This window comes from Raoultibacter phocaeensis (assembly GCF_901411515.1).
GTDB lineage: Bacteria > Actinomycetota > Coriobacteriia > Coriobacteriales > Eggerthellaceae > Raoultibacter > Raoultibacter phocaeensis.
Genome location: NZ_CABDUX010000002.1, coordinates 860,217 through 875,966, shown reverse-complemented (window position 1 = coordinate 875,966; position 15,750 = coordinate 860,217). Strand labels below are relative to the sequence as shown.

Here is a 15,750-nt window from a genome sequence, read left to right as displayed (position 1 = left end):
AAACATCCGTTCGCTGTTTACTGATGCTGTTCGGTACGGGTTATTGCGATCCTAATGGAAGCGAACCACGCCGTTCTCGCCGCGCCGGCACGTCTTGATGAAGCGCACCGTCTTATCGGCGGCGTTCATCACAACGGACTCGGTGGTAATGCAGCCGTCGGCTTTGGACACGCCTGAGACCATCTCGCCGTCGGTCACACCGCAAGCCAGAAACGCCGCGTCGTCGGAACGCACGAGCATGTCCATGGTAAGCACGCCGTCGAGATCGACCTCGGCGGTCTTCTCGGCACGGGCGCGCTCGTCGTCGGAGCGGAAGCGGAAGCGGCCCATGAACGTGCCGCCGATGGCCTTGAGGCCCGTGCAGGCTAACACGCCCTCGGGAGCGCCGCCCGATCCCATGTACAGATCGATGCCCGTTCCCGGAACCGCAGTCGCGATAGCGCCGAACACATCACCGTCATCGATGAGGCGAACACGAGCGCCCGCATCGCGCACGCCCTGGATGAGATCCTTGTGACGGTCGCGGTCCAGGATGCACACGTTCACGTCGGCCACGTCTTTGCCGAGTGCTTCAGCAACGGCGCGCACGTTCTCTTCGGGCGTGTTGTCGATATGCACCTTGCCGACGCATGCGGGGCCGGCTGCAATCTTCTGCATGTAGGTATCGGGGGCGAACAGGAGCGCACCCTTCGGCGCAATGGCGATCGTGGTGAGCGCGTTGGGCTTGTTGTACGCGCAGAGGTTCGTGCCCTCGAGCGGATCGACCGCTATATCGATCTCCTCGCCCCCGCGACCGAGCTCCTCGCCGATGAACAGCATGGGAGCCTCATCGCGCTCGCCTTCGCCGATGACGATGCGACCCGAGAATTCGATGTCGTTGAACGCGTTTCGCATGGCGGTCGTAGCCGCCTGGTCCGCTGCGACTTTATCTCCGCGGCCCGACCAATCGGCGCACGCAATGGCTGCAGTCTCGGCTACGTTGAGGATTTCCATGATTCGTGCAGATTGCATTCTGACCCTTTCGTAGTTGTCCATTAGGCAAAGCTGATGAACGGGATTCTACACCACTCACCTGGCCCGTACCAGACGAACCGCGAAATGCGCATCAGAAGAACGCGGAGCGAGCCGCACCGAGAACACGCGCTTGCCGAGTAAGCTGTCGAGATCGAACGCCGCGCCCGCTTCGCTTTCCAAAAACCTTCGCACGACCGCCTCGTTCTCCTCGCGCAAAACCGTACAGGTAGCGAAGACGAGCGAGCCGCCAGGGTTGACGTGTGCTGCCGCTGAAACGAGCATGTCGAAGCCGGTGTTCGCAAGCGAGGCAACGTCCTGCGGCGTGATGCGCCATCTGATCTCGGGATGGCGGCGAAGGGTGCCGAGCCCCGAGCACGGGGCGTCGATGAACACGGTATCGAAGCGCTCGGCTCCCACGACAGAGGCAAGATCGGTAGCATCGCCGGTATAGGCCCGATCAACCCTCGCGCCGTAGCGTTTTGCCCGCTCTTCGAGCAGTTTGGTTTTGAACTCGTGGTTATCGAGCGTCGAAAGCGCGATCTGGCTTTCGAAGAGGCGGTTTGAGTTGCTCTGCAGAAGAATGGTTTTCGTCGCGCGGCCGGCACCGATCTCGAGAAACGTAGCAGGAGCGCCGCGGTCGGCAAGCAAGCCGAACGCGATAGCCTGGGAGGCGGCATCGCTCACGAGTATCTTACCTGCGGCGAAAAGCCGCTCGGCAGCCTTCCCGGCAAGAGTCCTCGGCGAAGCGAGGCGGAAACACCCCGGAACCGCACTCTCGCCGAACGAAACGGGCGAAAGGGGCGCACCCTCGCGCTCGAATATTTCGAGGACTTCGTCATCGGTCGCCTTCAAGCTGTTGACGGCGACGAACACCGGCGCGGGCTCGTTCGAAGCCTGCATGAACGCGCACGCTGCATCGCGGCCGAGATCGGCTATGAGGCGCTCGGCAAGCCAGACGGGAAACGCATGCTGCCGCGCGAGCGCCGCGGTGTCGGTTTCCGGATCGCCGAACGGGAATTCGGCTTTTGCAGCCACGATCTTCCTGAGCACGGCGTTGGCGAGGCCCGCCGCCTTCGGCGCAACCGACCTCACGAGTTCGACCCCCTGATCCACGGCGGCATGGGGGCTCTTTTCGAGGAAAAGTATCTCGTAAGCGCTTACGCGCAAAGCGTCGCGCACATCGCACTTGATGTCGCTCGGCGATTTCAGGCAGCGGTCGATCACCTCGTCGAGCGTGCCGACGCTGCTCGTCACCCCGAGCGCAAGCCTCGTCGCAAAAGCCCGGTCTTCGGGCGTAAGCGGAGAGCGATCGATGGTTTTGGAGATAATATCCTGCGTGAACGCGCTTCGAGCCCGAACGGTCGCACCTACCTCAAGCGCCGCTTTGCGCGCAGGGCTCGCCTTTGAGATGCGCGTGCTTCCCTTATAGGCCATCGGGAGCGCCCCACGTATGCGTATCGCCCTTGATGCCCTGAATGCCCGCAGCGAACGATTTGGCGTCCATGGCCTTCTTGCCGTCGGGCTTCACGGACAGGACCTCGACCGCCCCGTCGGCCGCGCCGAGGAACAGCCGCTTGCCCGCAAAGCGCACCGAGCCTGCGGCCAATCCGCCTGCAAGCGTTTCGGCCTGTTCGTCTCCTGCGACTTCGCGCAGCTTCAGGACCGTCACCGCGCGCCCGGCAACGACCGCGCGCGACGGATGGGCCGAACCCGAAGCCTGCACTTTGAGCACGAGTTCACGCGCCGGGGCATCGGGCGATAGATCGAGTTCGTGCTTCTCGATCTTGTGCGCGTAGGTTGCGAGGGTATCGTCTTGCCGCGTCCACTCGGCAACGCCCGCTTCTATGTGGACGAGCGCCGTGAGCAACGCGTGCGATCCGAGGTTCGCAAGCTCGTCGGTGAGCTCTTCGGCTCCCTTATCTTCGATGTTCGCAGTGCGGCAGATGCAATACGCGCCCGTATCGAGCCCCTCTTCCATCTGCATGACGCACACGCCCGTCTCGGTCTCGTCAGCAAGGATGGCGCGCTCGACGGGGGCTGCGCCGCGCCACGCGGGCAGAAGCGACGCATGCACGTTGATGCAGCCGTACGGAGGCACCTCGAGCACCTCCTTCGGCAGGATCATGCCGTAGGCAGCCACGCAGATGACCTCGGGTGCAAGGCTCGCCAGATAATGCTGCTCGCCCTCATCGCGCAGCGTTTTAGGCGTACGCACCTCGATGCCGTAGCGTTCGGCGACGCGCTTCACGGGCGACGCCTCGGCGTCTGAGCCCCTCCCGCGCACCGCGTCGGGCCTGGTGTACACCGCAGCGACATCGTGCTGCTGCACGAGATCCTCGAGGATCGTCGCGGCAAACTCGGGGGTGCCCATGAAGACGATTCTCATCTGCTGGCGCCCGTTTCTCCCGGTTTCGCTCCTGCGGCAAGCGCAGCTTCGTAATCCCTGAGCGCCTCGATGCGTGCCAAGGGGTCGCATACCTCGAACATGGTCTTGCCGTCGAGGTGGTTGATCTCGTGCTGCAGGCAGCGGCCCAAAAGCCCGTCGCCCTCGATGGTCCATTCTTCGCCGTCAAGGTCGAGGAAGCGGACTTTCGCGAACGGGGGCCGCGCAATGGGAATGGTGATGCCGGGACACGAAAGGCACGATTCTCCTTCAACCACCGGATCGCCCTCGAGCTCGACAATTTCGGGGTTCACCAGAAAAATCGGGTTCTGCTCGTCAGTCTCGGTGTCGCAGTCGATAACTACGAGCCGTTTCAACACCCCGACCTGGGAGGCGGCCAAGCCGCAGCCGTTGTTCTTGTACATGGCCTTCGCCATCTGCTTCGCAAGCTTCTTGATGCTTGCATCCTCGACCCGGCACGGTTCGCACACCTGACGGAGCACCGGATCGGGAGAAAGTACTATCTTCATGCACGTTTCCTTTTCGTTGCGTATGGTGAAAAGACCCGCTGCCAAAGACGGCTGCGGGCCTCTGGTTTCTCAGGCCATTGTCGGTCAGGTTACCGATCTTGTCCAGCGGTTTTATCCTGCTTAACAGAAGGCTCATCAACGAACACCTCTTTGAGCGATGCGGCCAAGCCGGCGATGCCCTGGATGTCGGAGGGAACGATGAGCTTCGTTGCGGTGCCGTTCGCGAGCACGCCGAGCGAATCGAGCGCCTTCAGCGTCAGCACTGCGTTGTCCGCCCCCGCCTCGCGCACCACGCGGATGCCGTCGGCCGTTGCCTGTTGAACGTTTCGGATAGCCTCCGCCTCGCCTTCGGCCTCGCGCATCTGCTTTTCTTTCTCGGCTTCGGCGGCCAGGATGACCTGCTGTTTGTCGGCCTCGGCGGCAAGGATCTGCGCCTGCTTGTTGCCTTCGGCAATCGTAATTGCCGCCTGCTTCTCGCCCTCGGCGAGCAGCACCGCCTCGCGCTTCTCGCGCTCGGCCTTCATCTGCTTTTCCATGGCCTGCTGGATGGCGGCGGGCGGCGTGATGTTCTTCACCTCGACGCGGTTGACCTTGATGCCCCAGGCGTCGGTGGCCTCGTCGAGGATAGCGCGCATCTTCGCGTTCACCACATCGCGCGACACGAGCGTGGTGTCGAGATCCAGGTCGCCGATGATGTTGCGCAGCGTAGTAGCTGAGAGGTTCTCGATGGCGATGATGGGGTTCTCGACGCCGTAGCAGTACAGCTTCGGATCCATGATCTGGAAGAACACGACCGTGTCGATCGACATGGTCACGTTGTCCTTCGTGATGACGGGCTGCGGCGGGAAATCGAACACCTGCTCTTTGAGCGAAATGCCGCCGCGCACGCGGTCGATGAACGGCACTTTGACATGGATGCCGTTGTTCCAGGTCGTCAAATACGAGCCGAAGCGCTCGACGACCGCAGCGGTCGCCTGCGGGATGATCTTGATGCACGTGACCGAGAAGAGCACGAGCAGCACCACGAGCACTGCGACTACGATCAAAACGTTCATGAGGGTTTCCTTTCAACGATGAGCCTAATGCTCTCCCTACCTGTGATGACGACCGTCTCGCCGGCCGGTAGCACTGCGCCATCGGCGCTTTTCGCCGCCCACGTCATGCGGTTAGCGGTTTCGACGCGCCCTGCGAGCCGTTCGTTGTCAATGGTTTCGATGACGATGGCCGCCTGCCCGACCACGTCGGGCTCTTCCTTCTCGCCGCGCTTGCGGTACTTGAGAAACATCGGTCGTAGCACGATCAAGCACACGATCGACACCACGAAGAACACGACAAGCTGGACGACGAGGTCGAAGCCGAGCAGATTCGCGAGGAAAGCGATGAGAGCTCCCACAACGAACCACATGGTGATCAGGCCGAACGAGATAACCTCGACGATGCCCATCACCGCGGCGACGCCTAACCAGATAAAAGGACTCATAGCGTCTCCTTTCTTGTATGCTCCCAGTATACAATAATGTAACTACTTCTATTACATTTCTTTCGAACAAACTAAACCGTTACCGTTACGATCATCGTTTCCCCACAAATCCGCTCGCGGCACCCGGGCACATGGCAAATTCCGCTCGCGGCGCTTAAACGGCAACGCCGCAAACCTGGGCGAAGCACCGCAAACCCGGGCAGCAGTATCGCAAAACCCGCGCAACAGGACCCAGCGCCGCGAACCCGGGTGAAAGCACCGCAAAATCCGCGCCGCAGAACCGAGCACGCGCCCGCAAACCACACGGAGCGCAACCCTAACAGAGCAGTGCGCCTGACTTCGGCAGCCTACCCGACAGAGCGGTGTGCCTGCCTTCGGCGCGCAAGTTCCTTCTGCATGGCAACCGCGCTTTCGAACAACATCTCGTACTCCTGCGCCTCAAGACCTTCGGCGCGGGAAAGCTGGGCCTTGAGCGCAGCCATCGCATCCTCCATGTCTCCGAGCGCAAGCTCCTCAGCCAGAAACGACGCGAGCGCCTGCGCGCCCGAATCCTCGGTCATCGAACCCGCCGTGAGAATGTTCGCTGCAGCGGGAATGGTCGCCTGCGCCCTTGTGACAAGCTCGGGGCCTTTGGCATCGGGGTTTGCGGCCAGCGTATCGAGAATGCTATGCGCAAGCAGGCCGTGCACCTGTTCGTGCCACTGCGTCTGCGCGAGTGCATCGGCGAAGCGCAAGCCCTCCTCGGGATGGCGCACGATCAAACTCAAAAATTCCCGCTCGTAACGGCGGCGCGAAAGCTCGCTTTGAGAAAGCCCTGAGGTCTGCGGCGCACGCCGCAGGTGCGGCTGCGCTTCGGCCTCGTCGCGATCCCCCTGCGCCCGCGGCGCTTCGAGGGCCGCCAGCTGATCGAGCACGTCGTTCTCGCGCGCCCGCACCATACCCGCTATCTGAATCGCGTAATCCTTCGCTAGGATAGAATCCTTGATGGGCGCAAGCACCGAAAGTGCGTCGGCAAGAGCTGTAGCACGGCCCTCGGCCGAAGAAAGATCATGTTTTGCGATGCGGCGCTCGATACCGTATTTGAGCAGCGGCCGCGCCGAAGCCAAAAGCTCGGACAGCGCAGCGGCCCCGCGCTGTTCGACGAAGTCGGCAGGGTCGAGATTGTCGGGAAGTGTAACGGCGGCAAGCTCGATCTTCGTGCGGCCCGCTTCGGGCGTCATGGACTTGTCAATGAACCCGAGTGCCCGATCCGCAGCGCGCTGCCCCGCCTCGTCGCCGTCGAACAGGTAGATGATCCGCTGCTTCGCGTGGCGCGAAAGCGCGCGGATGTGTTGATGGGTAAGCGCGGTGCCAAGCGTTGCCACCGCATTTTTGATGCCCGCTTCGGAGAGCGCGATCACATCGGTATACCCTTCGACCACGACGGCCACGCCGCTTGACGCCATAGCCGCCTTCGCCTTGTCGAGCCCGAACAGCACCTCCGATTTATGGAACACGGGGGTTTCCTGCGAATTAAGGTACTTGGGTTGCCCGTCGCCGATGATGCGGCCGCCGAACGCGATGCACTCCCCTTGCACATCGTAGATGGGAAACATGATGCGGTTGTAGAAACGGTCTTTCAAACCGCCGCGCCGCCCGTCGGAGGATCCGTCGAGCGCGACATTCGCATCGACGAGCTCTTTATCCTTGAAGCCCTTCGCCTTGAGATGACGGACGAGCTGGCCGCCGCCCGGAGCGTACCCGAGCTCCCAGCGCTTAGGCACCTCGCCGCCGAGCCCGCGCCCGGCAAGGTAGCTTCGCGCTGACGCGGCCCCCGCCTCTTTCCCGCGCATGAGCTGCGTGTGGTAAAACGCTGCGGTTTCCTTGCATATCTCTTTGAGCCGTGCTTTGTAGCCGTGGGCTACGGCAGGTTTGCCGCTTTCGGTGATCTGCACGTTTCCCCGCTCGGCGAGTTTGCGCACGGCATCGGGAAAATCGAGGTCGTCAACCTGCATGACGAAGCTGAACACATCGCCGCCTGCGCCGCACCCGAAACAGTGCCACAGCTGAGCCGCTGGATCGATCTTGCACGACGGCGTCTTCTCGTCGTGGATGGGACAACAGCACCAGAAATCGCGCCCGCGCTGACGCACGGGAACACGGTCGCCAATGACGGAGACCACATCGTTCGCCTCTCTGACCTTGCGGATGTCTTCCTCGCTGAACCCTGCCACTGCCGATGCATTCCTTTGCCGCGATACCTGCGCCTGTATGATCCGCGCCCAGTATACCCTATCGCGCACCGCCGAGGCGTTCGCGCATCGGCGCGTTCGCCGAAATTGCCATCAGATAAGCGGCGCGGCGCTCTCGCACGTGCGCCGCACCGAAACAGACGCCGACGCGCCGCACGCAAAGCCACGCCCACGCGAGCAAGGCCCCTGAGCGCAGCGGGGTTTTACCGGCAGCCAGGCATTACCACTGAGCGGAACAGTCGCACCCCGTGCGGATCTGGCCCTTCCCGTGGGCACGCCTCCTCAGCTTATCGACGGTCCACCGCTCGAAGATGAGCGCACGGTGCGCGCGGAAGATGTCGAACGCACCTTCGAGCTCGATCCCGACGCAGGTGAACGACCCGTTGATGGAGCCGTAGAACTCCGCGGCCTTCGCGTTGAACCCGTTGTCGGCGAACACGTACACGTTCGCTCCGTGCCCGCGCCCGTGAAGCGGGATCAGAAGCTCGTTGCCGCCGCCTTCGAGGAAGATGCCTTTGTTTTCCAGCAGCACGCCCCGAAGCGCGCACTCGGGCTCGAACCGGTCGGCCCAAGGCTCTTTGTGCATCTTCGCCCACAAAGCCCAGGCGTTCTCGAAACGGCAGGCATCGTCGTCGTAAATGGCCTTGAAAAAACCCTTGTAATCCTGCGCATCGCTCAGATGCCCCGCGAACTGGGGCCACACGCCGCCCGCGATGCTCGCTACGGCCAAAAGCTCCCGATAGTCTTTCGCCTGCGCACCGTCTAAAGCCCCGATCTGCGCCTTCAATTCCTCGTAGTTCATAGCGTCCCCTTACGTCCAAAGCTGGCGAAGCGATGTCCCCCAGCCGTATCTTCTCGTCCGCGCGCGAAAACCCCGCGCGCTCGTCTGTTCGGTTTACCGGCGCGGCTTGCAGATGCGCGCCGTCGTCTTCACGAAGCGGACCTCTTCGCCCGTCTCGGCAACCGGCACTTCGATCCCGTCGGCAGAGCCCGTTTCGGGCCGCACGTCCGACTCTTCGTAGTACTCGGGCCGGTCGAACCCCACATCCGCAACCATCTGCTCGAACGCTTTGCGGTAAAACGCCGCCTGCACCGCGTTGCCGATCGCGCGCGCCCACGCCAACGTATCAGCATCCCGCAGCGATTCGGCGACAACCCCGTCAAAGACGAATACGCCTCCCGGTCGCAGCACGCGAAACACCTCGCGCACAATCATTTCGGGGCTGTAATCGAGAGCGATGCTGCTGTTCGCGAACACGAGATCGAACGAGGAGTCCGCCAAACCCGCAGAAGCGAGATCTTCCGGATAAGCATGGCGAAACTCCATGTTGTTCTCAGGCAGACCGTTTCTGCGCCATGCGTCTTCCATGAACGATTCCGCAACGGCTATCCACTCCGGGTTCGGATCGACTCCCACAACATGTCCGCGCGCCCCAACGTAGTCGGAGAGCTTCACGACGCCCTTGCCCCTCCGGCAATCGATGTCAAGGACGCGCTTGTGCTTCAGATCGCCCAAAAGAACCATCTTGCACTGGCTTGCAAACCCGTATTCCTGGGGCAGCCGCTCGTAGTGCTCCTTCAGAATCCGCTCGTCAATCGGATGGTGCGTTTCCATGGCAAACCGCCTTAGCCCGAGCCCGTTACTTGTACGACACGCGCGAATTGTTCACGAGCCACGAAAGGGCCGCTTCGCGGCGGGCGAACACGACCGCTTCGTCGCCTAGACCCTGATCTTCGAGCTGCTTGCGAATCTTGATACGCTGCTCGAGATCGTTTCCGGGCATCTGCGCCGTGATCTCGTCGTCTGAAAGCTCGATATCGAGATGCTCGGCGAGCGCATCGATCGCACAGGTGACCTTCAGTGCCTCCAAGGGCTGGCCGGGCAAAAGGTCGACCGGGTCGGGTTCTTCCACCAGACGCTTGGCAAGCTCGTCGAGCACGAGGTCGGGAAACTGCGCGTCGTCTTTCGCCATATCGGGCTTACCAAACTGCTTGGCTACGCCGTCGCGGAACTCTTCAATCGTCGTCGCAGGCGAAAAGTGCTCTTTCACGAACTCGTCGGTGAGCTCCGGTATGCGGCAGCTGAGGATCTTCTCGACGGTCACCTTCATGGTGAGCAGCGACGCTTCGCCGTCCTGCGAAAGCGGGAGCTTGATCTTCGCTTCGGCATCCTTCGTCTCGCCTGCGGCCATGCCGAGAAGCTCTTCGTCGAACGTGCGTGGCATCTCGCCTCCGCCCACATGGTAGAGGGAGTGCTCCAAAACGAAGTTCGAAGCCGGGTTGCCGTCGATGCACGCATCGACGGTCGTTACGACCGCGTGATCGCCCAAGGCGACCTCGCGGTCTTCGGCGATCTCATGGTACTCGGCCAAAGGCTCAAGCAGCTTTTCGATCTGCGCGTCGACGAGCGAGGGGGGAACCTGGGGTTTCGGCAAATCCAGTTCGATCGGGTCGTACGAGGTGAGCGTGTACTTCTTCATAGCATGTCTCCTTTTTCGTTCTTTCGTAGTCGATTTCGATGCGTTTTTCCTATAGGTCCAGATCCTCGACGCGCCGCCTGAGATCGCGTTGGCGTTCCGAGAGTATCATGTCTTCGTTGTGAGCGAAATACGATTCGCTTCCGTATTGGGCAATATAGCGTGCCGAGTGCGTGCGCGAAGTGAGCTCGGTCGTAAACACGAGCAGCTCCTGTTGGTCGCCGAATGCCTGGTCCACGAAACGAAACGCGCGGGCAAGGCGCTCTTCCACCTCGGCGGCACGGCTCTGCAAAGCTTCGGCTTTAGCCGAAAACTCTTGGGAGACGATCTCGTATGCTTCCTGCGAATCGGCGGCCCCGGCCGCGGCGAGCGCAAGCTCGGCAAGCTCTTCAAGCTCGCCCTCGGCCGTTTTCCGCCGCGCTTTCGACAGCGTGCCTGCGGCTGCCGCAAGTTCGAGCTGAGCCGTTTTGCGCCTTTCGACGTCTTCGAGCAGCGCAAGCGCATCGCCGCCTTCGCTGACGGCTTGCTTCACGCAGCGCAGATCGTCGCGCAGCGCAACCAGCACGTCGGTAGCACCCACAACGTCCGCCATATCGCCGACGACGGCATCGAGCAGAAGACCGATGAGCGAGAGGCGCTCATCGAACTGCGCACCGCGCGCCCGCTCGGCAACGTCTGCGACATCCCCGCCGTCGAGAATCTCGTCGATGCGGTAATCGTCTTTGTACTTGTTGAACAGATCGAAGTACGCGGCGAATTCGCGGGCGATCGTATCGTCTTGCACGTACTGCACGATCAGATCGTAGTCGATCGTCTTGCCCAGCTCTTCGAACACGGCCATCATGTCGGACAGATCGTCCCAGCCGCGCGCCGTGACGAACGCTTTGCCCTCAAGCGACGTTTCGACGGAGTAGAATCGGTTCTTCTTGATCTCAAGGAAGGTGAGGATGGCGGGATGCGTGCCCTTCGACAGAGCATAGGCCTTCCATGCCCCGAAATCAGGCTCGACGGCGATCTTCTTGACACGGTCGAGCGTGACGATGTCGAACTCGTGCACCGACTTGTTGTACTCGGGCGGATTGCCCGCGCACGCGATGATCCAACCCTCGGGAACCGCATGGCGGCCGAACGTTTTGAACTGCAGGAACTGGAGCATCGAGGGGTAGAGCGTCTCGGACACGCAGTTGATCTCGTCGAGAAACAGGATGCCCTGTTTGACCCCGGTGCGCTTCATGTAATCGTACACCGATGCGATGATCTCGCTCATGGTGTACTCGGATGCGGCGTACTCGACCCCGTCGTACGTTTCGTGCACGATGAACGGGAGCCCGAGCGCGCTTTGCCGCGTATGATGCGTCATCGAGTAGGACACGAGCCCCATCCCGAGCTCCTGGGCGATCTGCGCCATGATGGCCGTTTTGCCGATGCCGGGCGCACCCACGAGAAACACCGGGCGCTGCCTTGCTGTGTCCAAGAGGGCGCATCCGTGCGCATCGCGTGCCAAGTACGCTTCGATCGTATCTTTCACCTGCTGTTTCGCTTCCGCTATGTTCATCTCATGCTCCTCGCATCACTCGGGCGCCTATCGTGCGCACGTCGGTTCCCACCCTATCGATCATGTCAGTCCCCTTTCGTCTAAGATCACCTTGAGCGCCCACGGGGGTACGCTCGGATCGGAGTACCCGTCGTCGATAAACGCGAACACCGCGTCGTAAGGCGGCTTTCTGCTCGGGAAGGTGCCCTGTCCGTCGGTGAAGTACACGAGTCCCCGCAGATCGGCGAATGCCCCCCGCGCAACCAGAAGGTTCACGTACTCGAACACCGGACGGAAATCGGTACCGCCGAACCCCTTGAGCTCCATCGAATCGATGTAGAGATCGAGCTCTTCGAGCGAGGTGATCACCGTATCCTCCTGCACGCGCGCGTCGCATTGAATGATGTGGATGTTCACGCGCTCGGTGAAATTTTCGACCTGCTTCAAGATGTTGTACGTCTTGCGGATGAAAGCCTGCACGAGCTCGCCCGACACCGATTCCGACGTATCGATGGCGATCACGAAATCGTGCACCGAGCGTGCCTCGCGGTATTCGAGCGGCTCGATGAGCGGCATGTTGCCGTAGTGATCGAGCCCGTAGACGTAGTAGATGTAGTCGAACTCGTCGGGGTTGACGCGCATGCGCTCGTGCAGCGTCGCGAACCGTTCGAGAAACCGGGCATAGTCGTAGGTTTCTCGGTTGACCGCCTCGAGCGCCGCAGCAAAGGATCCCGCACCCGCGCCTTGGCGCACGAGATGCGCCTCGAGTTCTATCTGGATACGGCGGCTGATATCCTCCCACGCATCCATGGCGTCCTTGTCCACCTGCCGCTCGTCGCGCGGCGCTTCGGCGCTCTCGCCCGTCTCTCCGCTTTCGCAGGCTTCCTCGTCCGCCTCGTCGCGATCGGCTCCCGTTTCCCCGGCTCCATCCTGTGCATCGGACGACGCATCGCCCTCGTCGCCTCCGCCCGAGGGAGCCTCGCCCGCATCGAGCGCATCGTCGAGCGATTCGCTTCCCGATGTTTCGGGCAGCGCTCCGCCCTCGCGCTCCTCGGGAACCTGACGGGCCGCGCCCCGTGCGCCCTGCGAAGATCCCCCCTCGCCCTCGCCGTACCACAGACCGTGCGTATCGCGGAAGAACAAGGGAGAAAGCGAGCGAAGATCGATCTGGTTTCCCTCGTTGGCGAAGAAATGGTACAGGCGCTCGGCCGTGACTACGCCGTCGAGCTGGGCGCGAATGACCTTGAGCGATTCTTTGGCCCGCCTGTCCATGTTGCAGGGAAACGCTTCGCCCACCAGATCGAGCAAAAGCGTCTCGATGGCTATGTCGCAGGCGACGTCCCAAGGCGTGCGGAGCACTGAGTACAGCATGAAGGGATGGCGGAATATGCAGTGGAACAGGCAATGTATGACATCGCGCACCACTTCGTTCGGAGAAAGCTTGAAGCGCGCCACCACGTACTCGGGGTCGAAGTACAGCTTCACGCCGTCGCTCGCGATGCCGTATATCTCGAAGCTCGGCTGAAGCGGCATGCGCCACAGGGCCCGGTCGAGGAAGCGGAACCGCACCGCGAGCGAGGTGCGCGCCTCTTCGAGGATGTCGAGGGCCACCGGCAGGCAGCGCTCGTAGCGCTCGCGCTTTTCGGCCATGCGCTTCTCGGAAGCAAGGCCCACCGCGGGCGCTGGTGCGCCCTGAGCCCTCTTCAGCTCCCGCTCCTGCAAAACCACGTCGCCTTCTGCAATGGGTGTCAGATCTTTCATATGCGCTACAAGCTGAAATCCACGCCCGTGCTCGGCATAAAGCGGTGCTTGAGCTCGAGCAAACAGGCGGTAGCTTGCGTCCTCCCTTCGTGCGACGATGCGTCCAGTTCCGCCTCGACGGCAGAAGCGTCGAGCAAGCCGTGTGCGCTCAACCACGCAAGCGCCTGAATATCGCCTTTATCAGCGAACACACGGCAGGCTTGGCGGGGTTTTCGCGCAAATATGTTGCAGTATATCTCGCGCATGTGCTCGGACAGGCGTATCGGGTTCATAAGCCGCCCCAGCGCAGCAGGCGCGAACTGGCCCATATCGGATGTATGGCTTACCCACGAGTCGTAGTACTCGAAGTCGAAAACGGTTCCCGCCGGACCCGCTTCGAACAGATACGACGGCGAGCGGTATCTCGCCGACAGGTCGGGCACGAAGAAGTCCGCCGACTCGCAGCCGTCGATCGGCTCGGGAAACCGCACATGCACCAAAGGGATGGTGCGCGCGGTGGAAAACGCGCCTGCGCAGATGCTGTGCAGGTGTCCGTGCACGTACAACTCGTCGATGCCGTCGGCACCGCAGAACGCGAGGTTGGCGATGTGCGTCACGCGCTCGGGAATCCGCACCACGGCATCGGGTCCGACGTAGAGGATGCACGCATCCCCCGAAAGCCTGCCGCCGCCGCGGCGGCACAGAAGGCCGTTTTCCACGTAGAACTCCGGGTTTTCTGGATCGAGGTCGAGCGATGCAAGCGGGCTTCTCGGCATAAGCTGGTTTCCGCCTTGGACCAGAAGGGCGTCGTCTCCGATGAACCGTACGTTCTTCGACAGCCGAAGCGTTGCAAGCGACGTATCGAGAAACGCTCCCTCACCGATGCGCTCGAGGCTTTCGGGGAGCTCGACGCGCACAAGATGGCGATCTCCCCTAAACGCCTCGCGGCCTATCGACACGACTCCCTCGCACACGACGACCTCGCGTACCTTCGCATGGCGCTTGAAGGCCCCGTCGGCGATCATGCGGGTGCCGTTGCGCACGCGGTAGTGTTCGACCTGCCCGATCAGCTCGACGAACGTGTCTTCCCGGTACAGACCGCCCGCATCGTCGAGAGAGAGCCGGCCGTTTTCGTGTGCGATGCGAAGCGCCCCCTCGCCCACCCGAGCCTGAGCCGGCGTATGGTCGAAAGCGCGATGTCCCAGCTCTTCAAGCGTATGGGGCAAACATGCGGCAAGAAGGCCCGTGAACGCGAACGCCTCCGTTCCGATACCCTTCAACCCGCTCGGCAGATCTGCGGAAAGGAGCTTCGCGCAGTGGAAGAACGCCTTTTCTCCAATCGACACCAGGGCTGCAGGAAACCGTACCTCGGTCAGACCCGTTTTCGCGAACGCCATTCTGCCGATGCGCTCAAGCGATCGCGGCAGCACGATCGTGTCGAGCTTCGCGTGAGAATCGAAAGCGTGCTCGGCGATAGCCGTACAGCATTCGGGAACCGCGTAGGACCCGCACGAAACGACGAGGCGATAGAAGAGGCTCCCGTCCTTCGAAACGAGTGCTTTGCCGTCGGTGGCGAAGCACTCGTTTTCGGCATCGACGCGTATGCGCTTGAGATGCGGCAGGCTCGACGGCAGCGCGTCGAGCGTTCGCACCCGGGGGCCGAACGCGATGCATTCGACCGGCGCCTCGGAAAACGAGTTGCCTTCGAGGTGCACCGAAGGATGGGAGAGCTCGACTTCGGCGAGCGAGGAGCACCCGAGAAACATCGTCGGGTTCACTTCGCTTAGCGAGGCCGAAAGCCGCACGCGTTTGAGGTTTTCACAGCCGTCGAACACGTGGTTGCCCGCATGTTCGATCGAATCGGGCATCGAGACGGCCTCGATTTCCCCGTGGCCTCGGAACAGGTTCGTCGCAAGCGATACGACTTCGACGCCGTCGAGGCGCGCCGGGATGTCGACGCACGGAGTATCACCCTCGTAGGAAAGCAGGCGCACGCCGCCCGAGCGTGCCGTACGGTAGCGGTACGCGCCCGCGCAGCGCTCCGGTCCTAGCTCTTCGCCGCGCACGGGTCGCGGCGACACCGAATATCCTTTCGAGACGAGCTTCTCTGCTGGGGAGCGGCGGATGCCGTGGTCGAACGCGAGCGGCACGCAGTCCTCGTCGGCGCCCTTCGCATCCAGACCCCAGGGCCTGCGTCCGGCGAATTCCCGCGCCAGATCGTCGTGCGCCGATGCGCCGCCATCCGAGGAGCTTTTCTCAAAATGATATTCTTTACCAGCTTGTATCACCGTAATATCCTATAATGTCGTTTAACGATAAAACCGTTTGACGTACTGCATATTCCTTACCAGCGTACGGGGG

13 protein-coding genes are annotated in these 15,750 nt (G+C 62.0%); all 13 read right to left on the bottom strand.

The window, feature by feature from the left end:
* Positions 1-51: 51 nt before the first annotated feature.
* The 13 genes from glpX to FJE54_RS11445 all read right to left on the bottom strand — a co-directional run bounded on the left by glpX (position 52) and on the right by FJE54_RS11445 (position 15,677).
* Positions 52-1,011, bottom strand: coding sequence for a class II fructose-bisphosphatase (gene glpX, locus FJE54_RS11505; RefSeq protein ID WP_139652908.1), 960 nt, complete (start codon positions 1,009-1,011; stop codon positions 52-54).
* A 57-nt stretch (positions 1,012-1,068) separates the two neighbouring features.
* Positions 1,069-2,448: an RsmB/NOP family class I SAM-dependent RNA methyltransferase gene (locus tag FJE54_RS11500; protein ID WP_139652907.1), complete on the bottom strand. Its 1,380-nt coding sequence runs from the start codon at positions 2,446-2,448 to the stop codon at positions 1,069-1,071.
* Positions 2,438-3,400, bottom strand: a complete 963-nt coding sequence (fmt, locus tag FJE54_RS11495) for a methionyl-tRNA formyltransferase (protein ID WP_139652906.1) — start codon at positions 3,398-3,400, stop codon at positions 2,438-2,440. The genes FJE54_RS11500 and fmt overlap by 11 nt, the downstream gene beginning before the upstream one ends.
* Positions 3,397-3,927, bottom strand: coding sequence for a peptide deformylase (gene def, locus FJE54_RS11490; RefSeq protein WP_139652905.1), 531 nt, complete (start codon positions 3,925-3,927; stop codon positions 3,397-3,399). The genes fmt and def overlap by 4 nt, the downstream gene beginning before the upstream one ends.
* An 89-nt stretch (positions 3,928-4,016) precedes the next feature.
* Entirely contained in the window at positions 4,017-4,982 is a 966-nt protein-coding gene (locus FJE54_RS11485) for an SPFH domain-containing protein (RefSeq protein ID WP_139652904.1), read from the bottom strand.
* The gene (locus tag FJE54_RS11480; protein ID WP_139652903.1) at positions 4,979-5,407 is read right to left on the bottom strand and encodes an NfeD family protein; all 429 of its coding nucleotides are present in this window, start codon (positions 5,405-5,407) and stop codon (positions 4,979-4,981) included. The genes FJE54_RS11485 and FJE54_RS11480 overlap by 4 nt, the downstream gene beginning before the upstream one ends.
* A gap of 347 nt (positions 5,408-5,754) precedes the next feature.
* Entirely contained in the window at positions 5,755-7,620 is a 1,866-nt protein-coding gene (dnaG, locus tag FJE54_RS11475; protein WP_139652902.1) for a DNA primase, read from the bottom strand.
* A 238-nt stretch (positions 7,621-7,858) separates the two neighbouring features.
* Positions 7,859-8,440, bottom strand: a complete 582-nt coding sequence (locus tag FJE54_RS11470) for a hypothetical protein (protein WP_139652901.1) — start codon at positions 8,438-8,440, stop codon at positions 7,859-7,861.
* 93 nt (positions 8,441-8,533) lie between these two features.
* Positions 8,534-9,253, bottom strand: coding sequence for a class I SAM-dependent methyltransferase (locus FJE54_RS11465; protein WP_139652900.1), 720 nt, complete (start codon positions 9,251-9,253; stop codon positions 8,534-8,536).
* 25 nt (positions 9,254-9,278) lie between these two features.
* A complete protein-coding gene (locus tag FJE54_RS11460) occupies positions 9,279-10,118 on the bottom strand; it encodes a trigger factor (protein WP_139652899.1) in 840 nt (279 codons plus the stop codon).
* A gap of 49 nt (positions 10,119-10,167) precedes the next feature.
* Positions 10,168-11,670, bottom strand: coding sequence for an ATP-binding protein (locus FJE54_RS11455; RefSeq protein WP_139652898.1), 1,503 nt, complete (start codon positions 11,668-11,670; stop codon positions 10,168-10,170).
* Between the two features lie 60 nt (positions 11,671-11,730).
* Positions 11,731-13,410 (bottom strand): vWA domain-containing protein, encoded by a 1,680-nt coding sequence (locus FJE54_RS11450; RefSeq protein ID WP_139652897.1) that lies wholly within the window; start codon positions 13,408-13,410, stop codon positions 11,731-11,733.
* 5 nt (positions 13,411-13,415) lie between these two features.
* The gene (locus FJE54_RS11445; protein ID WP_139652896.1) at positions 13,416-15,677 is read right to left on the bottom strand and encodes a leucine-rich repeat domain-containing protein; all 2,262 of its coding nucleotides are present in this window, start codon (positions 15,675-15,677) and stop codon (positions 13,416-13,418) included.
* Between the last annotated feature and the right edge of the window lie 73 nt (positions 15,678-15,750).

What these genes read in the sequence shown, in the direction of transcription:
- glpX (WP_139652908.1), bottom strand. Translation starts at nt 1,011, where the DNA reads ATGCAATCTGCACGAATCATGGAAATCCTCAACGTAGCCGAGACTGCA.
- FJE54_RS11500 (WP_139652907.1), bottom strand. Translation starts at nt 2,448, where the DNA reads ATGGCCTATAAGGGAAGCACGCGCATCTCAAAGGCGAGCCCTGCGCGC.
- fmt (WP_139652906.1), bottom strand. Translation starts at nt 3,400, where the DNA reads ATGAGAATCGTCTTCATGGGCACCCCCGAGTTTGCCGCGACGATCCTC.
- def (WP_139652905.1), bottom strand. Translation starts at nt 3,927, where the DNA reads ATGAAGATAGTACTTTCTCCCGATCCGGTGCTCCGTCAGGTGTGCGAA.
- FJE54_RS11485 (WP_139652904.1), bottom strand. Translation starts at nt 4,982, where the DNA reads ATGAACGTTTTGATCGTAGTCGCAGTGCTCGTGGTGCTGCTCGTGCTC.
- FJE54_RS11480 (WP_139652903.1), bottom strand. Translation starts at nt 5,407, where the DNA reads ATGAGTCCTTTTATCTGGTTAGGCGTCGCCGCGGTGATGGGCATCGTC.
- FJE54_RS11470 (WP_139652901.1), bottom strand. Translation starts at nt 8,440, where the DNA reads ATGAACTACGAGGAATTGAAGGCGCAGATCGGGGCTTTAGACGGTGCG.
- FJE54_RS11465 (WP_139652900.1), bottom strand. Translation starts at nt 9,253, where the DNA reads ATGGAAACGCACCATCCGATTGACGAGCGGATTCTGAAGGAGCACTAC.
- FJE54_RS11460 (WP_139652899.1), bottom strand. Translation starts at nt 10,118, where the DNA reads ATGAAGAAGTACACGCTCACCTCGTACGACCCGATCGAACTGGATTTG.
- FJE54_RS11455 (WP_139652898.1), bottom strand. Translation starts at nt 11,670, where the DNA reads ATGAACATAGCGGAAGCGAAACAGCAGGTGAAAGATACGATCGAAGCG.
- FJE54_RS11450 (WP_139652897.1), bottom strand. Translation starts at nt 13,410, where the DNA reads ATGAAAGATCTGACACCCATTGCAGAAGGCGACGTGGTTTTGCAGGAG.